Source organism: Microbacterium sp., assembly GCF_044508325.1.
In the GTDB taxonomy this organism is placed as follows: Bacteria; Actinomycetota; Actinomycetes; order Actinomycetales; family Microbacteriaceae; genus Microbacterium.
This window is the reverse complement of the sequence record NZ_JBIQHX010000014.1, coordinates 16,999-39,445: the sequence shown is the minus strand read 5'-3', so window position 1 is coordinate 39,445 and position 22,447 is coordinate 16,999. Positions and strand designations below refer to the sequence as shown.

Sequence of the window (22,447 nt, the reverse complement as noted above, 5' to 3'; positions counted from 1 at the left end):
GGTCACGCCCGGCGGCGGGCCACCCACTTCTGCAGCTCGATGACGATCGGCACGATCACCGCCAGCCCGAGGCAGATGAGCCACTGCTCGCCGGTGAGCGAGGTCGTGCCCAGGAACCGCTGCAGGAAGCCGACCTCGACGGCTGCGACCGTGAGCGCCGCAGGGATCGCGAGCCACCCGATCGCGCTGAGGATCGGCGGCAGCAGCCCGGACGCCGGGTAGCGCCGGATCGCGAGGCCGCCCAGGAGCGACCCCAGGGCGGCGACCGTGAAGGCCATCGTCACGGGTGCGTTCGGCTGGGTGGAGCTGAGCTGATCCGGCCACAGCAAGAGCGGCACCAGGGTCGTCAGGAACATGAGCCCGCCGTAGAACATCCACAGGGCCACGGCGCCCGGCCGCGCGATGGTCTGCTTCGGATCGCGAGGCGGGTGGCGCATGACATCCGGCGGATCCTCGTCGCGCAGGATCACGATGAGCGGGAAGATCGTGATGAAGAAGTTCAGGAACAGCACCATGAGCGGCGTGAGCGGCACGCCGTCGTTGATGTCGAACACGCTGGCCACGAGAAACAGCAGGACCAGGCAGAACAGCAGCGACATCTGGAAGCGCACGTAGCTGACGATCTTCTCGTAGATGCTGCGGCCGAGCCGGATCGCGGTCACGAGCGTGCCGAAGTTGTCGTCGGTGAGGATCATCTTGCCGGCCTGCTTGGTGACCTCGCTGCCCGATCCCATGGCCACCCCGATGTCGGCCTGCTTGAGTGCCGCGGCGTCGTTGACGGCATCCCCGGTCATCGCCACGATCGCCCCGTCCTCCTGCATGAGGCGCGCGAGCCGGAGCTTGTCCTGCGGGGTGACGCGACCGAACACGTGGAGGTTCGGCAGCGCCGCCTTCAGCTCGTCGTCGCTCATCGCCTGGATCTCGGCGCCGCTGGCGGCGCCGGGACCGAGGCCGAGCTCGGCGCCGATGGCGCCCGCCGTGATGACGTGGTCACCGGTGATCATCCGCACCTCGATGCCCGCCTCGGAGGCCGTGCGCACCGCCTCGACCGAGGACGGCCGCAGCGGATCGATGATGCCGACCAGACCCGCGAACACGATGTCCTCGACCGCGCCCATCGGGTCGGCCGCGATCTCGTCCTCCCGCCCGTCGAGCAGCCGGAAGCCGAAGGCCAGCACCCGCAGCCCCTTCTCCGACAGCTCGCGATTCGCTTCCACGATCGCCGCCCGAGCCTGCTCGAGCGGAACGGTCTGGCCCGCGGCGGTCAGCGCGCTCCCGCATCGCGACAGGATGACGTCCGGCCCACCCTTGACGACGGCGAAGAAGTGGTCGGCGCCGGCGATGGGCGCGTGGTGGAAGGTCGCCATGAACTTGTACGCCGAGTCGAACGGCACCTCCGCGAAGCGCGGGTAGGTCCGTCGGCTCAGCTCGGCGTCGACCCCCATCTTCGCGGCCAGCACCACCAGCGCCGCCTCGGTCGGATCGCCCACCACGACCCCCGAGTCCGACACGGTGGCATCGCTGCACAGGCACAGCCCATAGGCGAGCGGGCCGAAGTTCGGCGGCTCGGTGCCGGCGATCCCTCGGATCTCGCCGGACTTCTCGTACCCGCTGCCGCTGACCGAGAACCACTCACCCCGGAAGAACAGCGACTGCACCGTCATCTGGTTCATCGTCAGCGTGCCGGTCTTGTCGGAGTTGATGGCGCTGGTCGCCCCCAGCGTCTCGACGTCGGCGAGGCTCTTGACCACCGCCTTGTGCTCGGTGAGCTGCTTCGACCCGTAGGCGAGCATGCCCTGCACGAAGGTGGGCATGCCGGTCGGGATGGCGGAGATGGCCATCGAGATGCCCAGCAGCACGACCGCGGCCACCGCCTGCCCGCGGGCGATGCCGATCACGACGATGATCAGGACCGCCCCCCAGGCGATGATGCTGAGCACGCGGGTCAGCCCGTCCAGCTCCTTCTGCAGCGGGGACTTCGAGGGCACGACCGCCGACAGCATCGCCGCGATGCGGCCCATCTCGGTCTGCATGCCGGTCTCGGTGACGACGATCGTGGCGGTGCCTCGGGTGACCTGCGTGTTCTGGAACACCATGTCGGTGCGATCGCCCAGACCCGTGGCCGGATCCGCGATGGCGGCGGCGTCCTTCGCGATGGGCGCGCTCTCACCGGTGAGCGCCGCCTCCTGCGTCTCCAGCGTCGCCGAGCGCAGGATGCGGCCGTCCGCGGGCACCAGGTCACCCGCCTCGAGGTTCACGATGTCGCCGGGCACCAGGTCGGTCGCCGGAATCTCGATCAGCGTTCCGTCGCGCACCACCCGGGCCTGCGGGATCTGGAGGTTGGCCAGCGCGTCCACCGAGGCCTTCGCCTTCAGCTCTTGGCGCGTGCCCAGCACGACATTCAGCACCACGAGGAGGCCGACCATGATCCCGACCGGGGTCTGTCCGATGATGAAGCTGATCACCGTCACCGCGACCAGCATGATGTTCATCGGGTCGACGAGCTGCTTGAGCGCGAGCTGCCACACCGACGGCGCCGGCTCGGCGGCGATCGCGTTGGGCCCGTGCGCGGCCAGGCGCGTCGCAGCCTCCGCGGAGGTCAGCCCGCTCTGCGCGTCCGATCCCAGGGCGGCGACCACCGCGTCGGGCTCGAGGGTGAACCACGGCGTCTGCGAGGGAGCCTCTGTCGTCGTCTCAGCCATGAGCACAACGTAGCGGGGCGAAACGGTCGCCGACAGGGGAATTCGTCACGCCTGCCGGGCGTCCTGCTGCAAGGCGGCGGCGCTGCGGAGGAAGAGGATGATCCAGGCGAAGACGAGGATCCCTCCCACCAGTTCGACGGCGGTGAGGGTGTAGTAGCCGACGGCGTAGAAGACCCCGAGGACCAGCAGCACGGCGAAGAACAGCCAGCCCACGGCATAGAAGCCGCGCGACATCCCGGGAACCCAGCGCGGCAGCAGGATCACCAGCACGCCGAAGGCCACTCCCATGCCCGAGGCGACACCGGTGTGGATCCAGAAGAAGTCGTCGACGTGGAAGATGCCCACGCACGCGAGGAAGACCCCGACGAGGATGAGGCAGGTGCGCACCTGTCCACGCCCGCCGCCGACCGCGGGGATGGCCCGGGTGGCGAATCGGGCGAGCGCGACGACGACGACGCCCGCCACGATGAGGGTGAGGTTGAACGCGAGGGCCGACAGGTCCTCGCTCACACCGAGCTGGCTGAGGTTCTCCTGCCACCAGTGCGGGTCGCTCGCGGTGAGCATGCTCGCCATGATCCCTTCGGCGAGGAACACGGCGAGCACGAGCGCGAGCAGCTGCAGGTCGAAGTGCGTCGCCGAGAAGAACACGATGTAGGCGGTCACCGCGGCGACCGCCCCGGCGACGACGATGATCGGCAGCGGATAGACCTCCGCGTCGATGAAGCCCTTCTCGAGGATGACCGCCAGCAGGGTCCAGGTCAGCAGCGCGATGACCGCGTGGGCGAACGCCAGCGCGGCGACGTCGACGACGTCGAGCACTCCGATCCGGTGGCCGGGCTCGCGCACGATGACCCGGCCCGCGACGAAGGCGAGGATCGCCGCCACGGCGGCGGCGATGGCCGAGAACTGGCCGACGGAGCCGGGTCCGGCGATCGGCGCCGCCTGCAGCCGGAAGACGAGGAGTGCCACCAGGGCTCCCCCGACGAACGCGGCCGCGCCCGCCGCGAGGGCCAGGGATTCGAGTGTGCGCTCGCTGGATGCCTCGATCGGACGCTGTCGACGGTCGGATGTCGTCACGTGCATGACAGTAGCGTGACCTGTGAACACCCTGAGCACTAGAGTGAGCGCACGGCGCACTCCGCGTCGGCCCCCCTCGAGAAAGGCACATCGTGCGACTCATCACCGCATCCGTGGAGTATCAGGGATTCTGGGGATCGTTCTGGGATCTCATCTGGTGGTTCCTTTGGGCGTTCATCTTCGTGGCGTACCTGTTCGCGCTGTTCGCGATCATCGCGGACCTGTTCCGCGACCGCCACCTGAACGGCTGGCTGAAGGCTGTCTGGATCTTCTTCCTGATCTTCTTCCCGATCATCACGGCGCTGATCTACCTGATCGCTCGTGGCAAGAGCATGGGCGAGCGCAGCGTGGCGGCGGCCCAGCAGCAGCAGGAGGCCGCGGATGCCTACATCCGGCAGGTCGCGAGCGCGAGCCCTGCCGAGGAGATCGCCAAGGCGCAGTCGCTGCTGGATGCGGGCACGATCACCCAGGCCGAGTTCGATCAGCTGAAGGCGCGCGCACTGGGTTGACCTCCCTCGATGCCGTCGTCGTCGGCTCGGGCCCGAACGGTCTGGCTGCGGCGGTCGCGCTCGCTCGCGCCGGCCTGCGCGTGCAGGTGCTCGAGCGCAGCGACGCACTCGGCGGCGGCGTCCGCACGGCCGAGCTCACTCTGCCGGGATTCCGGCACGACGTATGCTCGGCCGTGCATCCGCTCGCGCTGGCCTCGGAGTTCTTCCGCGGGTTCGCGCTGGAGCGCCGTGTGCGCTTCGCCGTGCCGGACGTCTCGTTCGGCCAGGCGCTCGACGGCGGCCGCGCGGCGATCGCCTACCGGTCCCTCCCCCGCACCGCGGCCGAGCTCGGACGCGACGGCGCCGCCTATGCGCGGCTGATCGGACCGCTCGCACGACGGGCCGACGCGGTGGCCGAGTTCACCGGTGCTCCGCTGCTGCCGATGCCGCGGCATCCACTCGCCTTCGCCCGGTTCGGGCTGGCGAGCCTCGAGCAGGCGGGCCCCTGGTGGGACGCCCGCTTCCACGGCGCGGCGGCGCCGGCGCTGCTGGGCGGCGTGATGGCCCACGCGATCCTCCCCCTGCCGAGCCTTGGCGCGGCGGGGGCGGGCCTCTCGCTGACCGCCTACGCCCATGCGCGCGGGTGGCCGATCCCGCTGGGCGGCTCGCAGGCGATCGCGGACGCGCTCGTCGCCGACCTTCTGGCCCACGGCGCCGAGGTGCACACGGGCGTCGAGGTGACCTCGCTGGCCGAGCTGCCACCCGCTCGGGCGGTGCTGCTGGATGTCACGCCGCGCGCGCTCATCCGTATGGCCGGGGAACGGATGCCGGCGGGCTACCGCCGCGCGCTCGAGCGATTCCGCTACGGCAACGGCGTCGCGAAGGTCGACGTCGCCCTCACCGATCCGGTGCCCTGGACAGACGACCGGCTGCGTCGAGCAGGCACCGTGCACCTGGGCGGCACCAGGGCCGAGATGGCGGCGGCCGAGAAGGAGGTGGCGCGGGGGCGGCATCCCGATTCGCCGTATGTGCTCGTCTCCCAGCCGTCGCTGTTCGATCCCTCGCGGGCGCCCGCAGACCGGCACACCCTGTGGGCGTACACCCACGTCCCGGCGGGTTCCCGGCTCGATCGCACCGAGGCGGTCGTGCGGCAGATCGAGCGGTTCGCGCCGGGATTCCGCGACACGATCCTGGCCACCTCGTCGATGGATGCCGCGGAGGTCGCCGCGTACAACCCGAACTACATCGGCGGGGACATCTCCGCCGGCGAGGCCTCGCTCGCGCAGCTGCTGAAGCGCCCCACCGTCTCGGCGGACCCGTGGCGCACCCCGCTGCCCGGGGTCTACCTCTGCTCGGCGTCGACGACTCCGGGCCCCGGCGTGCACGGCATGGCCGGCTGGCAGGCGGCTCTGAGCGCGCTGCGCCACGAGTTCGGGGAGCGCGAGGCGCCGTCGCTGGCACCCTGAGTCAGCCGCGCTCCCTCAGCGTGCACGTGACCTGGTTCGCGGTCTGCCCCGTGATGACGCTCGGCAGCTCGACGGCGTCGACGGGCGTCGCGGTGGGCGCGTCGGTGGGCGATGCTGTCGCCCCGGGGGTCGCGGTCGGCTGCGGCGTGGGCTGGATCTCGCCCTTGACCTCCTGCGAGTTCGAGGCGCCGGGACTCGTCTTGCCGGTGATCCTGATCGGCCTGTTGTCCCCCAGCGCGGTGAACAGCACGTCTGCCGCATCCCGCAGCGGGACGACCCGGTTGCCGTCCCCGTCCTGCACGTACCCGGTGGGGTACTGGATGAAGGTGATATCGCTGAACGGCACATCCTTGACCGCCATCGCGATCTGAACCATGCGCGTGGGGTTGGTCAGCCCGTTGCTGAGCGTGAGCTGCCGGTCGTTCATCTGCTGGATCGCGGTGTTGGCGAGGTTGAAGAGCGTGACGGGGTTCGACAGCACCTCCTCGGACTGGAGCTTGCGCACCATCGACGACATGAACTGCTGCTGGTTCGAGATGCGCGACAGGTCGGAGCCGTCGCCGATGCCGTGGCGGATGCGCAGGAACTGCAGCGCCTGCACGCCCTTGAGCGTCGGGGTGCCCGCCTTCAGGCTCAGCCCCGTGTGCCGATCGCGGATGTCCTCGGCGACGCACACCTGCACCCCGCCGATCGCGTCCGACATGTTGATCACCCCGGTCCAGCGGATCGCGGCGGCGAAGTCCACGTTGATGCCGGTGAGCGCCTCGATCGTGAGCACCGTGCACGGCAGTCCCCCGTACACGTACGTGGCGTTCATCATCGGCGAGCTCATCGCCGAGTAGTAGCCGCCCTCGCCGTCCGGGCACTGCGGGACCGGCACGAGCATGTCGCGTGGGAAGGACACGACCGTCACCCGCCGCGGGTCGTCGCCGATGTGCACGAGCATCGTCACGTCGTTGCGCTCGCCGCCCTGGTCGTGCCGGCACCGCGGGAACAGCGCGAGATCCTGACCCTCGCAGGAGTCGGTGCCCACGATCAGGAGGTTGACCCCGCCTTCATACTCACCGATCGTCGGCGGCAGCTGCTGCTCACCCTCGCCGATGTCGACGCCGCTGGCGGCGGCGGTCTCCACCGCGTTCCAGGCGTAGAACGCCGCCGTGCTCGCGCCGCTTACCAGGACCACCGCGAGCGCGATGGCCAGCAGCGTCGCCAGCTGACCGAACGGACTGGGCGAGCTCAGCCGGGCGTGCCGGGCGACGGTGCGCCGGCGCGGCGCGCGAGGAAGATCGCTCACCGGCTGCTCCGGCTACGTGGTCTCGACCACCTGAGGCGTGTGGTCGTCCACCTCGACCGGCTCGGTGTCGAAGTGCTCGGCCACCAGCTGGATGCCGCCGGACGAGTTGGCCGAGTTCGCCAGATCCTCCAGCCAGGCGCGGCTCAGCTCGGGCGGCTCCGGCTCGTCGAAGACGAACCGCAGCGGGATCGAGGGGTGCAGCCACAGTGTGCTGCGCCCCCGCGGCTGGTCGTCGGGGTGCGTCCACGACACCGTGAAGCTCTCCCCCCGCCGGAGTTTGGTGGCGATGACGACCTTGAGGTGCGCCAGCGCGCGGTCCTCGATGTGGATCGGGGTCGCCGATCCTCCGTAATAGACAGTGCCCACTCCTCAAAGCTACACGTCGAGAGGGTCGATCTGTAGCGCTCGCTCCGGGTATCCGCAAGCCCCTGCCCCCGCACGCGCGCGGGCTTCTACGGTGGGACACGATGTTTGTCCTGGAAGACGGTCCGCGTGGGGGGCAGCTCGTCGACGAGCTCCCTACCGGCTACGTGCCCATTTCCGCCGACGACGGCCACGCGCACGTCACGCTCTTCGAGGACTTCGCCGCGCGGAAGGCGCGGTGGTCGGGCGACGATCAGACCGCTCGCTGAGCGGCCGCGGCGCCCAGCAGCGCCGCGTTGCGGCGTGAGGCATCCCATCCCGTGGTTGTCAAGCCCCCTCGATCCGGCGCGCGCTCGGTGCTCAATAGAGGAAGTGGGGTGCGACGGTGGCGCCCCGCCGAAATCGAAAGGTGGCCCGCCATGGCGACGGACCTGATGTTCCCTGCAGATGCCGACGCGGACGAAGTGGAGGATCGCTACGACCCGGTGCGCAGCCGGCGGGACGACACGCGATTCGCGCTCTGCCGCGTGAGCTCGATCGAGTGGGTCATCGTCGACACCACCCTTCCCCCGGCCAACCCCTCGCGGGTGATCGGCTGCATCTACGAGTTCGACCGCCTCGAGTACGGCGTGGTGTGGCTGGGCGAGCTGCAGCTGCGCGACGTGTACGGATCTCCGCAGGATGCGCTGGACGACGCGCACCGCGCGATGGCGGCCGAGCCCCACAGCCGCTCCGAGCCGCCGATCAGGATCCGTCACCACCCGCCGGTGTCGGGCGGCTGACCCGCGCCGTCGAGATGGGGCGGGGCGTCACTCGCGGGAGAGGTCGCGCACGGCCGGGCCCTCGAGCAGCCGGCCCCGGCGGTCGAACCGCGACCCGTGCAGCGGGCAGTCCCACGTGCGCTCCGCATCGTTCCACTGCACGATGCCGCCCAGGTGGGTGCACACCGCAGACACCCGGCACACGACACCGTCGACGGTCGACTCCGCAATCGGACGCAGGCCGTCCGCGGTGACGCGGCCTGCACCCTCGGCCGGCTCTGCGGAGCCACGCGAGATCTGTGCGCCCGCCCATCCCTTGGCGAGCTCTCCGGCGACGGCCGCGTTCGCCGCGACGGCGGAGTCGCCCGCGGTGACCACCGGACGGGCCTGGGCGAGCTCTGCCGCCCACTCCGGCGTCTCGCCGGCGATCTCGCCGGCGATCGCGTGTGCGGCGGCGACGGAGCCGGTCATCCCCCACTTCGCGTAGCCGGTCGCCGCGTAGATGCGGTCGCCGCCGCGCGGCAGCCGGCCGGCGAACGGCAGGCGGTTCACCGAACGGTAGTCCTGCGCCGCCCACCAGGTGACCCGCCGCGCGCCGCGGAACCACCGCGCGACCCATTCGTCGAGTCCGTCCAGCACGGCACGGGTGCTGTCGGGCCGACCGGGTGTGAACCCCTCGGATCCGGCCAGCAGCAGAGTCTCGCCGTCGGCCGCCCGTGCGGTCCGCAGGGAGCGCGACTGCTCGTCGACGGACAGATGGATGCCTCGCGGCAGCTGGTCCGGGTCGCACGCGTAGGCGCCCACGAAGGCGCGGCTGGGCACCAGCTTCGCGAAGAAGAGGCCGCGGTCGAGGATCGGCGTGCCGGTGGCCAGCACCAGCGCCGCGCATTCGATGTCTCCGCGAGCGGTCTGCACGCGCACCGTGTGCTCCTGCACATCAGCCCCGGTGACCCGGCACCCCTCCACGACTCGACCGCCGCGCTCGCGAAGACGCTCGACCAGCCGGTGCAGCACCCGCATCGGATGCAGCTGCCACTGCCCCGGCATCGCGATGCCGCCCGTGACCGGGAACGGCAGCTCGTCGGACGGCAGGTCTCCGGTCTGCAGCCCGCACACCTGCATCGCCTCGCGCTCGCGCGCGATGGCCTGGTCGCCCTCCGGGGTGGTGGCGTACGTGCCCGCCGGCGCCTGCTGGGCGATCGCGGGGTCCGCACCGATCTCGTCCACCAGCCACGCCTGCGCGACCTGGCCGCCCTCGACGTAGGCGCGCAGCGCCCGGTCGCCGGCCTGATCCCGGATCGCCCCGAGGGTGGATCCCTGCAGCAGGCTCAGCTTCCCGGTCGTGCCGCCTGTGGTCACCGCCCCCACCCGCCGGGCCTCGACGACCGTGACGCGCATGCCTCGTCGGGCCAGCAGCAGCGCGGTGGCCACACCCGTCAGGCCCGCTCCGGCGACGACCACCTCGCTGCCCGGCGGCAGCTCGTCGTCTGTCGCGATGGGCGGCGCGGTCTGCATCCACAGGGATGCCGGCTCGTGCGGGCTGTCCGACATGGCGTCTCCTCCGGTCCAGGGATCCCAGCCTGCCGTGTCGGAGTCCGACCGACACGGGGATTGACCTGCCCCGCCCGCCCGTGTACCGGATCACCTTCGGCAGAGCACCCGCAGACGCGAAGAGGGCGGATGCCGAAGCATCCGCCCTCTCCTGCTCAGCGCGTCAGTTGATGCGCGTGTGCGTGTTGTCGGCTCCGTACTGGAAGATGCCGATGGTCGCCTCGGTCGGGTCGCCCGCGTCGTCGAACGCGACACCGCCGGAGTAGCCGTCGTAGTCGGCCACGCCGCCACCGAGGATGATGTCGGCGCACTCGGCGAACGACGTGCACGGCGTGCCGTCGCCGGAACCGCCGGAGACCTCCTGCAGCTTGCTGGCGATGTCGGCCGGCTCGGTCGAGTTGGCCGCCAGCGCCGCGAGAGCCAGGAGCACGACGGCGTCGTACGACTCAGCCGCGTAGTTGAAGTCGACGAGCTCTTCGCCCGACTGCTCCTGCCACTGCGCGATCAGGCGCTCCTGGAAGTCGTCCGCGAGGACGGGACCGGGCTGCGTGCCCTTCGAGCCCTCGATGGAGACCGGCATGTCGCTGCCCCACTGCGAGATGTTGCCATCCACGAAGTAGAAGTCCGACCCGGAGAACCCGCTGTTCACGAACGACGGGACGATGGTCGCCGTCTCCTCGAACCCGATGACCGCGATGGCGTCGGGGTTCTGCGCGAGGATCGCCGAGACCTGAGCGGAGAAGTTGGTGTCACCCGCGTTGTACGACTCGCTCGCAACGACCGTGCCACCGGTGCTCTCGAACGTCTCGGTCAGCGCGGCCTCCAGGCCGCTGCCGTAGGCGTCGTTGAGCCAGATGATGCCCAGCGCCTGGTGCCCGTCCTCGGCGATGAGGTTGCCGAGCACCTCGCCCTGGAGCAGGTCGCTCGGGGCGGTGCGCCAGTACAGGTTGTTGTCATCCCAGGTCGTGAAGTCCGGCGAGGTGTTCGCCGGCGAGAAGGTGATGACGCCCGCGCCGACCGCCTGGTCGAGGAAGAGCTTGGTCACACCGGACGACGCCGCGCCGATGAGCGCCTGGACACCGTCGCCCAGCAGCTTCGGAACGGTGGTCTCGTACGCCTTGTTGTCGGGGTCGCCCGAGTCGCCGTACGTGACGTCGATGGTGATGCCCTTGGCCGCCTCGTTGACCTCCGCGGTGGCGAGGCCGACACCGGCCTCCTCGGGCGGGCCGAGGTAGGCCAGCGCACCGGTCTGCGGAAGGACCGTGCCGACGCTGAGAGTGAGGTCGCGTGCCTCAGGTGCCTCGGTCGTCGGGGTGGTCCCCCCACCACCGGAGCATCCGGCGAGAACGAGTGCGCTCGCGCCGGCGATCGCGACGGCGCCGAGGATCCCGGCAGTGCGCGAGCGCTGTGCGCTGCCACGAGTGAAGACGCTCATGTTGCTCCTTGCTGTGAATGAACGCGGGCCGACTCGGGCGCCGACCCAGTTCCATAAACCTAATAGGCGACGGCGCGGGAGTGTGTTGCCGTTCGTTAACGATCCGTAACGCGACCGAATCGTTATATCGGCTCGACCACGTCCGACACCCCGCGCGCGCGGCGGGCGTGGGCGAACTGGTCGACGGTCAGCACGACCAGCGCCACCCAGACCAGGGCGAAGCCGATCCAGCGCTCCAGAGTCATCGTCTCGCCCAGCACCCACACCCCGATGATGAACTGCAGGATCGGCGCGACGAACTGCAGCAGACCGAGCACGCTCAGCGGGGCGCGCCGGGCGCCGGCGGCGAACAGCAGCAGCGGCACGGCGGTGACCGCCCCCGCGCACGCGAGCAGCAGCGCGTGGCCGATGCCCGCGGTGCCGAAGGTGACGCCCGTGGTCATGCCGACCCAGATCAGCAGCGCCGCGGCGAACGGGGTCAGCCACGCCGACTCCAGAGTCAGCCCGCTGACGGCGTCGACCGAAGGCCCGATCTGCTTCTTGACGAGACCGTAGAAGCCGAACGTGAACGCCAGCGTGAGGGCGATCCAGGGGAACGAGCCGTACCCGATCACGATCACCAGCACGGCGATGACGGCGATTCCGACGGCCACCCACTGCGCGGTGCGCAGCCGCTCGTGCAGCACGAGCACGGCCAGCAGCACCGTGACGATCGGGTTGATGAAGTAGCCGAGGCTCGCCTCGACCACGTGCCCGGTGAGCGTGCCGATGAGATAGACGGTCCAGTTCACGAAGATGAGCAGGCCCGCCAGGCCCGTCCAGGCGAGCAGGCGCGGCTGCCGCAGGATCACCCCGAACGCCTTCCAGCCGCGCATCACGGCGAGCGCGATGAGGCAGAACACCAGCGAGAGGATCACCCGCCACGACACGATCTCCCACGGGCCGCTGGGCAGCAACGCGAGGAAGTAGAGCGGCAGGAAGCCCCACAGCAGGTACGCGAGGAAGGCGAACATCGCGCCGAGCGCGGGTCCGGTGGGGCGGGTCACTGCACAAGCCTAGGACAGGGCCGGCACCACGAAAGCGAAGGACCCGGATGCCTGGGGCATCCGGGTCCTTCGTCGATCGCGTTCGTCAGCGCACGACCACAGCGAGCACGTCGCGGGCCGACAGGACGAGGTACTCGTCAGCGCCGAACTTCACTTCGGTGCCGCCGTACTTGCTGTAGAGCACGCGGTCGCCCACGGCCACGTCGAGCGGGACGCGGTTGCCGTTGTCGTCGATGCGACCCGGGCCCACCGCGACGACCTCGCCCTCCTGGGGCTTCTCCTTCGCGGTGTCGGGGATGACCAGACCGCTGGACGTGGTCTGCTCTGCGTCGACCTGCTTGATGACGATGCGGTCCTCGAGCGGCTTGATGGAAACCGACACGGTCTACCTCTTTCTTGGAACTGCTTGCGAATCAAGACTGGTTAGCACTCACACATCGAGAGTGCTGATCCCAGTCTATGCATTCGCTGGCACTCACGCAATGCGAGTGCCAATCGATGTATCACCATCCGCCTGGCCGGACTCCTGGTTGTCACAGCCCCGGGTTTGCGCAGCGCACTCGCTTTCGTCGGCGGGTGGTGCTACAAAGGCTTCTGGGGGGAGCGTCCAGAATCTGGGGGGATTTGGGACATGACGCTCAGCACGTATGTGCTTGCCGTCGACATCGGAACGAGCAGGACTGCGGCAGCGACCGCACGCCTGGAAGCGGACGGCAGCATCCGCACGACGCCGATCACGCTGGGGCGGCGCGGCGACAGTGTCGGCAGCGCGGTGTTCGTCTGCGATGACGGCGAGCTGCTCTTCGGTGATGCCGCCGAGCGGCGCGGCATCACGCAGCCCGAGCGGCTGATCCGCGAGTTCAAGCGCGGTGTCGGCGACGAGGTGCCGCACTCGGTCGGCGGACGGCGCCTGACCTCCGCGGAGCTGTACGCCCAGACGGTGGCGTCCGTCGTCGATGCGGCGACCGAGCGCGAGGGGCGCACCCCCGACATCCTGGCCGTCACCCACCCGACCGCGTGGGGACCGCACCGCATCGGCATGGTCGAGGCGGCGCTGGCGCGCCTGGGCATGACCGAGGTGATGATGATCACCGAGCCGGAGGCCGCGGCACGCCACTACGCGGCGGGCCATCCGCTCGCGGCCGGGCAGGCTCTGGCGGTGTACGACCTGGGCGGGGGGACCTTCGACACGATCATCCTGCGCGCGGAAGAGGACGGCGACTTCGCTCCCGCAGTCGCGCCGAGCGGCATCGACGACCTCGGTGGCGCCGACTTCGACGATGCGGTGCTCCGGCACGTGCTGGCGGTCGCCGGCGTGGATACGACCGCCCTCGCGCTCGACGACCCGGACATCTCCCTCGGGCTCGCTCAGCTGCGCCGCGAGTGCGTGGACGCGAAAGAGGCTCTCTCGTTCGACTCCGACGTGACGATCCCCGTGCTGATCGGCGCCGACCGCGCTACCGTGCGGCTGACGCGTGCGGAGTTCGAGGACATGATCGCACCGGCGCTCGATCGCACGGTGGACGCCCTCGATGCGGCCTGCGAGGAGGCCACCCTCGAGCCGCGCGAGCTCGAAGCGATCCTGCTGATCGGCGGCTCGTCTCGCATCCCGCTGGTCGCCCAGCGGCTGTCCGAGCGGTTCGACCGCCCGATCGCCGTCGACACCGACCCCAAGGCGTCCGTCGCCCTCGGTGCCGCACGCACCGCGCTGATCCGTGTCAACGACCAGCTCCTCGCCGCGCCGGTCGCGGCCGACGAGCCCGGCACCGCCCTGGCGCTGACCGGGGAGTCGGAGACCGCCGTGGCCGCGGCGGCGACGGCGGGCATGGCGGGGACGGCACTGGTGCGGCCGGACGCCCCGCGCCCGCACCGGCGCACCTCGCCGCTGCTGCTGGCCGCAGCCGCCACGATCGTCGCCGGCGCGATCGTCACCGCCAGCGCACTGACGGCGGGATCTCTGGCCGATCAGGGCATCGACGGCGTGGCGACCATGCAGATGACGCCGGTCTTCCAGCCCTCATCCTCGGACTCCTCGTCGCCCGAGGCACTCGCCCCGTCGCCCGAGACGGAGCCGGCATCGACCGCGGACGACACCGCGCCGTCCCCGCGCACGGCACCTGTCCAGCGGGTCGAACAACGAGGCGGCGAGCGCGAGGCCGTCGACCCCCGGTCGACTCCGCTGCGACCCACCCCCAAGCCGACCCCGAAGAAGACGACCACGAAGCCGCCGGCATCACCGGATCCGATCGTGACGCCGTCGCCGACCACGGAGCCCACGACACAGCCGACGACCGAGCCCACCACAGAGCCGAGCACCCCGCCCACCACCGAGCCCACCACGCCGCCGACCACCGAGCCCACCACGCCGCCGACGACCGAGCCCACGACGCCGCCGACGACCGAACCGGAGCCCGAGCCGGAACCCGAACCCGAGCCGACGTCGGAACCCGATCCGTCACCTGAGCCCTCGCCCACGGCGACCTGATCGGAACATGACGATGTCGATACTCCTGTCCACTCCGGATGCCGATGCGCGCATCGGGCGCGCGCTCGTGTCCGAGCGGCATCTGCGGTCTGCGCTGGCGGCGGTGTCGCCCTCCGCGGGCCTCGCCCCCCGGGCGATCGTGGTCGGCAACGCCGGCTCGGGCAAGACGGCGCTGCTGCGCCGGCTGCACCGCCACCTCACCGACGGCGACCAGCGGGTCACGGTGCTCTCCGGTCGCGAGTCGCGCGGCGTCAAGGTGCCGCGCGCAGAGGTGCTGCTCGTCGACGACCTGCATCTCATGTCCGGCGACCTCGTCGACCAGATCGGCCGTCGCGCCGCCGATCAGGACGCGGCGCTCGTCGTGGCGAGCCGGCCGTGGCCGCGCTCTGAGGCCCTGAGCAGCATCGCGACCCAGCTCGAGAGCGCACACCCCGCGATCGTCCTCGGCCACATCTCACGGTCCGACCTGCTCACGCACCTGGACGACGATCCGATCGCCGATTCGTGCGTCGAGCACATCCTCACGGTCACCGGCGGAGTGTCGTGGCTGGTCGCCGAGGCGCTGCAGGCGCACGACGAGCGCGACTGCGCCGACGACCCCGATCATCGCGAGCTGGCCAGGATGCTCGGAGAGCTGATCGCCTACCGCCTCGATCTGCTCGACGATCCGCTCCGGCAGGCCGTGGAGGCGCGGTGCCTCACCGCCGACCTGCACGCCCGCGCCCTCGCGGACGAGGGTCCCGACGACGATGCGATCCTGCGGGGCTACGCCGAGGGGCTGCTGCTGCGCACCGGGCAGCCGGTGCCGCTCGTGCGCACGACCGTGCGCGCGATGATCCCGTTCCACACCGCCGCGCAGCTCACCGTCGACATGTCGGGGGGCATCGCCCGGGCCGCGGCCGACGGCGACGCCGAGACGCGCGAGTGGCTGGGCTACGTCCACGACACGACGATCGCCGAGGCTCTGGCGCACGAGGGCGACCGGCTGGTCGACGAGCAGCCGTCGCACGCGGCGGAGCTGTACGACGCCGCCGTCGCCTGCGGCGGGAGCGCCGACGACCTGCGGCCGCGCCGTGCCCGTGCGGCCTTCGCGGCAGGCGACCTCGACGAGGCGGCTCGCGTCGTCGACGAGGTCGAGCCGGTGGCCGCGCTGGCAGATCTGTCCGCGGCCGTGTGGGCCGCCCGCGGTCAGATGGGCCACGCGCATTCGGTGTACACGACGCTGGACGCGTCGGCTCCGGGCGCCGTCATCGCGGCCTTCGCCGTCGGCGACACGAGCCCCGTCGAGGCGACGGAGCCGTCCGGCGCCCGGCGCACCGCACCCACGACCCTCGGCGTCGCGATGGATCTGCTGCGAGAGGGCCTGGCGGGCACGCTCGCGAAGGATCCGGGCGCAGCGGTGGCCGAGCTCGAACGGGCCGCCGAGCTGTACTCGGCCGCCCGCGCGACCGCGCCCATCCCCGAGCTGCCCGCGGTGATCGCCGCGAGCGCCGCCGTGGCGATGGGCGACCTGGATGCCGCGCACGCCGTGCTGGACGAGGCGATCGAAGCCGACCACGGTGGCCGCTGGGCCCAGCCGCGGCTCCTGCTGTGGCGCGCGTGGATCGCCGTCCTGCGCGCCCGCCCGCTGGACGCGCGCGCCGCACTGGAGGAAGCCGCCCAGGCGGCGCGGAACCGGTTCACCCCACGGGACGCGTTCCTCGCCGACACGGTGCGCATCGCGATCGCGCGTCGCTACGAGGACGACGCCGCGCTGGAGGCGGCGTGGTCGCGCGCACGTCGCGGGCTGCTGCGGGTCGATGTCGACCTGTTCCTGCTCTCGCCGCTGGCCGAGCTCGTCACGTCGGCGGCGAAGCTCGGCCAGTCCGGGATGCTGCGCGCGGCGCTGGCGGCCGCCGTGGAGCTCGTGGAGCGTCTCGGCTCGCCGCTGTGGGCGGCACATGTGCACTGGGCGGGCATCCAGCAGGGCATCCTGCTCTCGCGGCCCGACCAGCTGACCCCGCACGCCCGCGCACTCGTCGCAGCCGGCCGCACGAGCCGGGTCGCGGCGGCGATGGCGCGTGCGGGCCGCGTGTGGACCGCGGTGCTGGGAGGCACCGTCGACGCCGACGCCGTCGAGGCGGCCGCCGATGCACTGGCCGAGGTGGGCCTGGCGTGGGACGGCGCGCGTCTTGCCGGACACGGGGCAAGTCGCACCGAGGATCGGCGGATCGCGGCGAGGCTGCTCGCCCGGGCGCGCGAACTGCACCCCACCGACGCCGCCCGGCGGCCCGCCGGGGAGCAGTCGACGTCCGCGGCCGACGACCTGCTCAGCGAACGCGAGCTCGAGGTCGCACGGCTCGTCGTGCAGGGCCGGACCTACGCCGAGATCGGCGCGACCATCTTCATCTCGCCGCGCACCGCCGAGCACCACATCGCGCACATCCGCCGCCGGCTCGGCGCGACCTCGCGCTCTGATCTCATCGCCAAGCTTCGGGCGCTCCTCGCCGAGGAGCCCGACGGACGGGGGGCCGACGAGTGATCCCCCGTCCACCCCCCGTCCGGCATCGGGGCTCCCCCCGATGCCGACGGGAGTTCTGCCACCTAGATTCACAGTATTGACCACGACTATGACCACCGACGGGGGACACGAAAATGAGCACACCGGTAGAGACCATTGCTGATGCGCTGATCTCCTTCATCCTCAGCCTGCTGCGCGACCCCGACGCCGCGGCCGAGTTCCACGCCGCCCCGGAGGCGGCGATGGCAGCCGGCGGCGTCTCGGACGCGTGCCTGGCCGATGTGAAGACGGTCGCGCCGATCATCATCGATCACCACGACGTCCACCCGGTCACGCCGGTGAACCCCAACCCGCCCGAGCCGCCGGACGAGGTCATCAAGGAGATCACGCGCATCATCAACCAGTTCACGACGATCGAGAACCGCTCGACCATCATCGACCAGTCGACGAACCAGAACATCTGGACCGAGGGCGGCGACGTGACGCAGATCTTCGACCAGTCGGCCGTGGTCGCCTCCGGCGATCAGGCTGTGGCCGCCGGAGACGATGCCCTCGTCGACAACTCCTCCACCGATGTCACCGTCGGGGATGTGGCGGTCGGCAATACGACCGGCAGCCACAACACCGATGTGGACGCCGATGTCGACGCATCGGACACCACTACCGTCGAGGTCACCGACTCGACCGTCGAGGGCGACCTCGACGTCTCGAACGACACGGACAGCGGAGCCGGCACGGCGATGGCCGCGGTCGACTCCGCCCCGGTCACCGAGCCCGAGCCTCTGATGACCGACCTCACCACGGCGGAGGATCAGGGCGGTTACGCCGACACGCAGCCCGCGCTGCCCCCGGCACCTGAGACGCAGATCGACGAGACCTCAGAGGACATGTGAGCGGCGAAGACAAGCAGCCGGTGCCCTCGCACGGTCAGCACGGGGCGGGACGTACTGTCCCTGCCCCTGCTCCTCGACGCCCCAGTCAGGCCATCGGGCGGATCACGCCCGTGACGGTGCCCGCTCCCCCCCAAGCGGCACCGGGGCAGGCGCAGCCTCAGAAGGACTCCGCTCCAGCGGTGCTGCGCGTGCCCCCTCCCCGTCCGCCGGTGGTGCACCCCAGCACCGCGCCGGTGATCGCCACCATGCCGCCGCCGTTCGCGGTGCGATGCGCCCAGCTGCTCTGGGTGGTCGGCATCGCGCTCGGCGGCTTCATCGCGGTCTACCTCTTCGTCATCCGCGAGACGCAGCTGCCGCTGATCGCGGACGTCGTGCGGGCGGTCACCGAGGGCCGCCCCGAGGAGACGTACGAGTCGGCCGCCGACATCATCTTCTGGATCTTCTTCACCGCGATCGTCCTGGTCGTGCTCATGCAGATCACGCTGCTGGTGTCGTTCATGGGCCGGCGCCGGCGCATCCGCTGGTGGCAGCTGGCGACCTTCTTGATCATGGTGTGCCTGCTGCTGTTCTCGCGGGAGCTGGTCGCCGTCGGCGAGCGCGGTTCCGTGCTGTTCCCGCTGCTGGCGATCTGGTGCGGGATCGTGCTGCTGGCGCTGATCTGCAGCGTGCTTCCCCCAGCGATGACGTGGTCAGCCCGGCAGTACGACCTCCGCCCCGGTCCGACCGGTCCCCTGCACTCCGACCTCTGAGCGGATCTCCTCGAGACTGCGCAGCACGGTGCGGCAGGCCGCCACACCGGCGCGCTCGGTGAGCGGACTCTCGCTGAGGGTGCGCCAGCGCACGACGAGCGCGTCCACCCGCTCGCGGACGGCGTCGGCACCGGAGTCCTCGGCCAGCGCGAGCCGGTGGTGCACGGCGGTGCCCGCGCCGCCGAGGATGCGTTCGGCGTCGGCGATGTCGTCGGACGGCAGCGGAAGGCCGTCAGAGCGGAGGGTGGACAGCAGCGCGAGCTCGCGAAGGCCGTGCGTGGATGCCGAGATCCGCTCGATACCGGCCTCGACCTCTGCGGTGCCCTCGCGGGGCCGATCGCGCAGCAGCTGCTCGAGCCCCATCAGCACGCCGCGCAGCTTCAGCAGCGTCGCCCGAGTGCGGAACTGGTCGCGAATCGCCTGCTGCAGCTCGATCAGGCCGCTCTGCGCGATCAGCTGCTCGGACAGTGCCGACGAGGTCGGCGCGCCGCCGCGGATCAGCGCCGTCGCCAGGCGCACGCCGTACATGCCGAAGCGGTCGAGCAGCGCCGCGCGCTGGGCGCGGCTCAGCTCGACGGCGTCGTTGGGGCCGGCGAAGCGATCGGCCGACACGAGCAGCCGCTCGCGGTCGGCGCGGTCGAGGCCCGCCAGCGCGCGGAAGGCGGCGTATTCATCCTCGCGGAGCGTGCGCGCCCCCTGCGCGACGAGCCCGGCGACGGGCAGCACGCCGAGCACGAGCGAGGCCAGCTCCGGGTCGCGCTCGTAGCGGCTCGCCACCTTGCGCGACGACAGCAGCGAGTCGATGCGTCCGGAGCCGACTTCGTCCGCACGGGAGAGCACGCCCATCGCGCAGATGGTCTGCCACACACCTGCGGCGGTGTCGCGGAACGCCTCGAGGAAGTTGACGTCGGAGGGATGCAGGTGGCGGATCAGGTAGACGACGGCGTCCGCCGCCGACGTCGAGTGCTCCGGGGTGAGGAAGCCGGTGGTGCGCGCCGAGATGTCGGTGGACAGCGACGCGATGCCTGGCGTGTCGATGAGGATCATCGACTTCAGGGCGGGGAGCGGCCAGCCCACGTCGAGCTGTGCGACCTGCTCGGCCGGAAACCCGGCGAGGTCGAGCACCAGACGGCTGTCCGCACGCCGGACCGGCAGGCGGCGCTGCTCGCCGTCGATCGTGTGCAGGGTGATGGTCGGCGTGTGCGAGTACCGATACCAGGTCACCACGCGAGTGCACTCCCCCGCGTCGGTGGGCGCGATCTCCTCGCCGAGCATGGCGTTGAGCAGCGTCGACTTGCCGGCTTTCACCATGCCGGCGAGCGCGAGCCGGAGCGGCTCGGCCAGACGCCGCTCGAGCTCCTCGATGATCGCGAGCGCCTCCGCGTCGCCTTCATAGGCGCTGCGGGCCGCGGTCAGCAGCACCTCGGCGTCCTGACGATCGTTCACGCTCGCACGTCCTCGGAGGCGGGCACCGCCGGAAGCATCCGACGCAGGGACTCGAGCTGGCCGAGCTTTGCGCGAAGCTGGCCGACCCGCTCGTCCCGCTGCTCGGTGTACACGGTGGCTCCCTGGCGCGCCGCGTTCAGCGCCTGCGTCACCGAGACGTGCAGCTCCTCGGCGAGGGCTCCGAAGTGGTCGCGCGAGAGGCGCTGCACCAGCCGCAGCCGGTCCCGCAGCTGCTTGCCGACCTGGAAGATCACCTCGTCGATGTAGCGGCGCACCTGGTTCTTCGCCTCGTTCTGGCGTCGCGACAGCCGGGACGACATGTCCTCCCGGTAGGCGCGGCGGCCGACGAGCACGCCGGCGAGCAGAGACAGCGGGTTGATGAGCGAGAGCCCGATGAGCCCGGTGGCGAGCCCCACCATGAGCACGCCGCCGTACGAGCCGCGGACGCCGATGTAGATCTTCTCGGCCGCGCTGAGATTCCCGGCGTCGATGTCCGGCAGGGTGTCGATCGGATCGAGCACGCCCCGGGTGTCGCTCACGTCGATCGCGGGGATGCGCGAGCTGCCCTCCTCGAACATCTCGGCGACCGATTCGGCCAGCCACCGCGACCGCTCGTCGGTCCAGACGAAGTTCTCGGAGACGACGCTGACCACGCGCTGCTCGAGCCACTCCACGAACGTCCCCCAGATAGGACCCGGGTCGCCCTCGTCGATCGCGGCCTCGGCCTCACGCTGCACGGCGCGGAGCCGGTCGCGCAGGTCGTGCTCCATGTCGGCGATGAGGTCGGAGATCCCGTCGGAGAGGGTCACCTGCCACCGCGCGGACCGGCTGCGGAACTCGTCGGCCCGCGCCTTCGCCTCCTCGAGCTCGGCGATCATCCGCGGGGTGTCCTCGGGGTGGAGGATGCCGTTGAGCTCGGCGTTGAGCGTCATCTGGAGCTGCTCGGCGACCGAGCTGAGGTCGTGCGCGGCGGCGCGCTCCTGGATGAGCTCGGCGCGGCCGAGCACCTCGCGCCGCAGGTGGGCGACGAGCGCCGGGAAGCCCGACTCGTCGTTGAGCTCGGAGTCGCGCAGGTCGGCGGCCATGAGGCGCAGGTCGCTCGACACCGAGAACATCGGGACCTCCCCGATCTCGCCGAGGTGCCTGCGATCGATCGACTCGATCTCCCGCCAGGTCGGGTAGAGGTCGGTCTTCGACAGCACCGTCGCGACGTTCGGCGACATCCGCATGGCGTAGCGGATGAGCTGCACTTCGGGCTCGGTGTACTCCTGCGACGCGTCGGAGACCAGCAGCACCGCGTGCGCGGTCGACAGGATCGACAGCGTCTGCAGCGCATTGAACGACTCCAGTCCGCCCACGCCCGGAGAGTCGATGAGGGTCAGGCCGCCCTTGAGGATCTCGCGGGGCAGCAGCACCTGCGCCTCGACGATGTGGCGGGAGTTGCCCGGGTTGCCCCGCTCGGAGACGTACTCGGCGATCTCGTCGAGGGCGATCTCCTGGCGCTGCGGCTTGTCGGCGTCGTGCTCGGGCTTGACGAGCACGGCGGCGGAGGGTTCGGGCGCGTATCCGACCGAGGTCGCGACGCTGGTGGCGATGTCGTCGTCGACCGGACATGCCGGCGCATTGACGAGGGCGTTGATGAGCTTGCTCTTGCCCTGCTTGAACTCGCCGACCACCACGACCCGCACGTTGGGATCGCGCAGCCGGTCGTAGGTGCGATCGAGACGTTCCGCCAGGTCGGCACGGCCGGCTGCCTCGGCGAGAGCTCGTGTCTCCTGTACCACCCGTGCGATGGACTCGACGCGATCAGCCATTGTCGCCTCCCTCTCCCATCATGCCAGCACACGCGGCGGGAGATCCCCGCCGCGTGTGCTGAAGGAAGACATGTCAGACCGGGAGATCGAAGGCACCTCCGTCGTCTGCGGGGTCACCATCGTCCCCCCAGATGAGGTCGGTGTCGACGTCCCAGTCCGAGGCGTCGACGTTCGCGATCTCCGAGCTGAACATGTCGGCGCCGAGGTCGCCGGTCGCCCACGGATCCGCGACGGTCGGCGTCTCGCCGAGCCGGTCGAGGTGGGCGTCTTCCGGAAACATCCTGCACCGATCCTAGTCTTCTGGTTTCCTGCTGTTCAGTCCCCCGGATGGGGGCGTGCCCGGCCACCCCGCGAAGGGCGGCCGGGCTCTTGCACTG

19 protein-coding genes are annotated in these 22,447 nt (G+C 70.9%); 8 read left to right on the top strand and 11 right to left on the bottom strand.

Annotation, left to right across the window (positions count from 1 at the left end; translation table 11 throughout):
- Positions 1-2: 2 nt before the first annotated feature.
- Both ACIWQI_RS11725 and ACIWQI_RS11720 read right to left on the bottom strand, forming a co-directional pair.
- A complete protein-coding gene (locus ACIWQI_RS11725) occupies positions 3-2,702 on the bottom strand; it encodes a cation-translocating P-type ATPase (RefSeq protein ID WP_396657622.1) in 2,700 nt (899 codons plus the stop codon).
- Between the two features lie 45 nt (positions 2,703-2,747).
- On the bottom strand, positions 2,748-3,779 hold the full coding sequence (locus ACIWQI_RS11720) for a DUF998 domain-containing protein (RefSeq protein ID WP_396657621.1): 1,032 nt from the start codon (positions 3,777-3,779) through the stop codon (positions 2,748-2,750).
- 92 nt (positions 3,780-3,871) lie between these two features.
- Between ACIWQI_RS11720 and ACIWQI_RS11715 the strand changes: the two genes are divergently transcribed.
- Both ACIWQI_RS11715 and ACIWQI_RS11710 read left to right on the top strand, forming a co-directional pair.
- Entirely contained in the window at positions 3,872-4,288 is a 417-nt protein-coding gene (locus ACIWQI_RS11715) for an SHOCT domain-containing protein (protein ID WP_396657619.1), read from the top strand.
- Positions 4,285-5,733: a phytoene desaturase family protein gene (locus ACIWQI_RS11710; protein ID WP_396657617.1), complete on the top strand. Its 1,449-nt coding sequence runs from the start codon at positions 4,285-4,287 to the stop codon at positions 5,731-5,733. Before ACIWQI_RS11715 ends, ACIWQI_RS11710 begins: the two co-directional genes overlap by 4 nt.
- A 1-nt stretch (position 5,734) precedes the next feature.
- On the opposite strand, the gene ACIWQI_RS11705 is transcribed toward ACIWQI_RS11710, so the two are convergent.
- Together ACIWQI_RS11705 and ACIWQI_RS11700 are read right to left on the bottom strand one after the other, a co-directional pair.
- Positions 5,735-7,027: an LCP family protein gene (locus ACIWQI_RS11705; RefSeq protein WP_396657616.1), complete on the bottom strand. Its 1,293-nt coding sequence runs from the start codon at positions 7,025-7,027 to the stop codon at positions 5,735-5,737.
- Between the two features lie 12 nt (positions 7,028-7,039).
- Positions 7,040-7,393, bottom strand: a complete 354-nt coding sequence (locus tag ACIWQI_RS11700; protein ID WP_396657615.1) for a hypothetical protein — start codon at positions 7,391-7,393, stop codon at positions 7,040-7,042.
- A gap of 101 nt (positions 7,394-7,494) precedes the next feature.
- Here ACIWQI_RS11700 and ACIWQI_RS11695 point away from each other — a divergent pair, with 101 nt between their 5' ends.
- Positions 7,495-7,659, top strand: coding sequence for a hypothetical protein (locus ACIWQI_RS11695; RefSeq protein ID WP_396657614.1), 165 nt, complete (start codon positions 7,495-7,497; stop codon positions 7,657-7,659).
- Positions 7,660-7,809: 150 nt separating this feature from the next.
- Positions 7,810-8,172, top strand: coding sequence for a hypothetical protein (locus ACIWQI_RS11690; RefSeq protein ID WP_396657612.1), 363 nt, complete (start codon positions 7,810-7,812; stop codon positions 8,170-8,172).
- 27 nt (positions 8,173-8,199) lie between these two features.
- On the opposite strand, the gene ACIWQI_RS11685 is transcribed toward ACIWQI_RS11690, so the two are convergent.
- The 4 genes from ACIWQI_RS11685 to groES all read right to left on the bottom strand — a co-directional run bounded on the left by ACIWQI_RS11685 (position 8,200) and on the right by groES (position 12,565).
- A complete protein-coding gene (locus ACIWQI_RS11685; protein ID WP_396657611.1) occupies positions 8,200-9,702 on the bottom strand; it encodes an FAD-dependent oxidoreductase in 1,503 nt (500 codons plus the stop codon).
- A gap of 163 nt (positions 9,703-9,865) precedes the next feature.
- Positions 9,866-11,137, bottom strand: a complete 1,272-nt coding sequence (locus ACIWQI_RS11680; RefSeq protein ID WP_396657609.1) for an ABC transporter substrate-binding protein — start codon at positions 11,135-11,137, stop codon at positions 9,866-9,868.
- Between the two features lie 122 nt (positions 11,138-11,259).
- Complete coding sequence (gene rarD / locus ACIWQI_RS11675; RefSeq protein WP_396657699.1) at positions 11,260-12,150, bottom strand: EamA family transporter RarD; 891 nt, start codon at positions 12,148-12,150, stop codon at positions 11,260-11,262.
- A gap of 118 nt (positions 12,151-12,268) precedes the next feature.
- Positions 12,269-12,565: a co-chaperone GroES gene (groES, locus tag ACIWQI_RS11670; protein ID WP_396657608.1), complete on the bottom strand. Its 297-nt coding sequence runs from the start codon at positions 12,563-12,565 to the stop codon at positions 12,269-12,271.
- A 249-nt stretch (positions 12,566-12,814) separates the two neighbouring features.
- Between groES and ACIWQI_RS11665 the strand changes: the two genes are divergently transcribed.
- From ACIWQI_RS11665 to ACIWQI_RS11650, 4 genes are all read left to right on the top strand, one after another.
- Complete coding sequence (locus ACIWQI_RS11665; protein ID WP_396657606.1) at positions 12,815-14,668, top strand: Hsp70 family protein; 1,854 nt, start codon at positions 12,815-12,817, stop codon at positions 14,666-14,668.
- Positions 14,669-14,675: 7 nt separating this feature from the next.
- Positions 14,676-17,189 (top strand): LuxR C-terminal-related transcriptional regulator, encoded by a 2,514-nt coding sequence (locus tag ACIWQI_RS11660; RefSeq protein ID WP_396657604.1) that lies wholly within the window; start codon positions 14,676-14,678, stop codon positions 17,187-17,189.
- A gap of 113 nt (positions 17,190-17,302) precedes the next feature.
- Positions 17,303-18,061 (top strand): IniB N-terminal domain-containing protein, encoded by a 759-nt coding sequence (locus ACIWQI_RS11655; protein WP_396657602.1) that lies wholly within the window; start codon positions 17,303-17,305, stop codon positions 18,059-18,061.
- A gap of 179 nt (positions 18,062-18,240) precedes the next feature.
- On the top strand, positions 18,241-18,810 hold the full coding sequence (locus tag ACIWQI_RS11650; protein WP_396657600.1) for a hypothetical protein: 570 nt from the start codon (positions 18,241-18,243) through the stop codon (positions 18,808-18,810).
- Here ACIWQI_RS11650 and ACIWQI_RS11645 read toward each other — a convergent pair.
- The 3 genes from ACIWQI_RS11645 to ACIWQI_RS11635 all read right to left on the bottom strand — a co-directional run bounded on the left by ACIWQI_RS11645 (position 18,751) and on the right by ACIWQI_RS11635 (position 22,350).
- Positions 18,751-20,256 (bottom strand): dynamin family protein, encoded by a 1,506-nt coding sequence (locus tag ACIWQI_RS11645; protein ID WP_396657598.1) that lies wholly within the window; start codon positions 20,254-20,256, stop codon positions 18,751-18,753. The two genes, ACIWQI_RS11650 and ACIWQI_RS11645, sit on opposite strands and share 60 nt — an antisense overlap.
- Complete coding sequence (locus ACIWQI_RS11640; protein WP_396657596.1) at positions 20,253-22,070, bottom strand: dynamin family protein; 1,818 nt, start codon at positions 22,068-22,070, stop codon at positions 20,253-20,255. Before ACIWQI_RS11640 ends, ACIWQI_RS11645 begins: the two co-directional genes overlap by 4 nt.
- A gap of 73 nt (positions 22,071-22,143) precedes the next feature.
- The gene (locus ACIWQI_RS11635) at positions 22,144-22,350 is read right to left on the bottom strand and encodes a hypothetical protein (RefSeq protein ID WP_396657594.1); all 207 of its coding nucleotides are present in this window, start codon (positions 22,348-22,350) and stop codon (positions 22,144-22,146) included.
- Positions 22,351-22,447 lie beyond the last annotated feature (97 nt).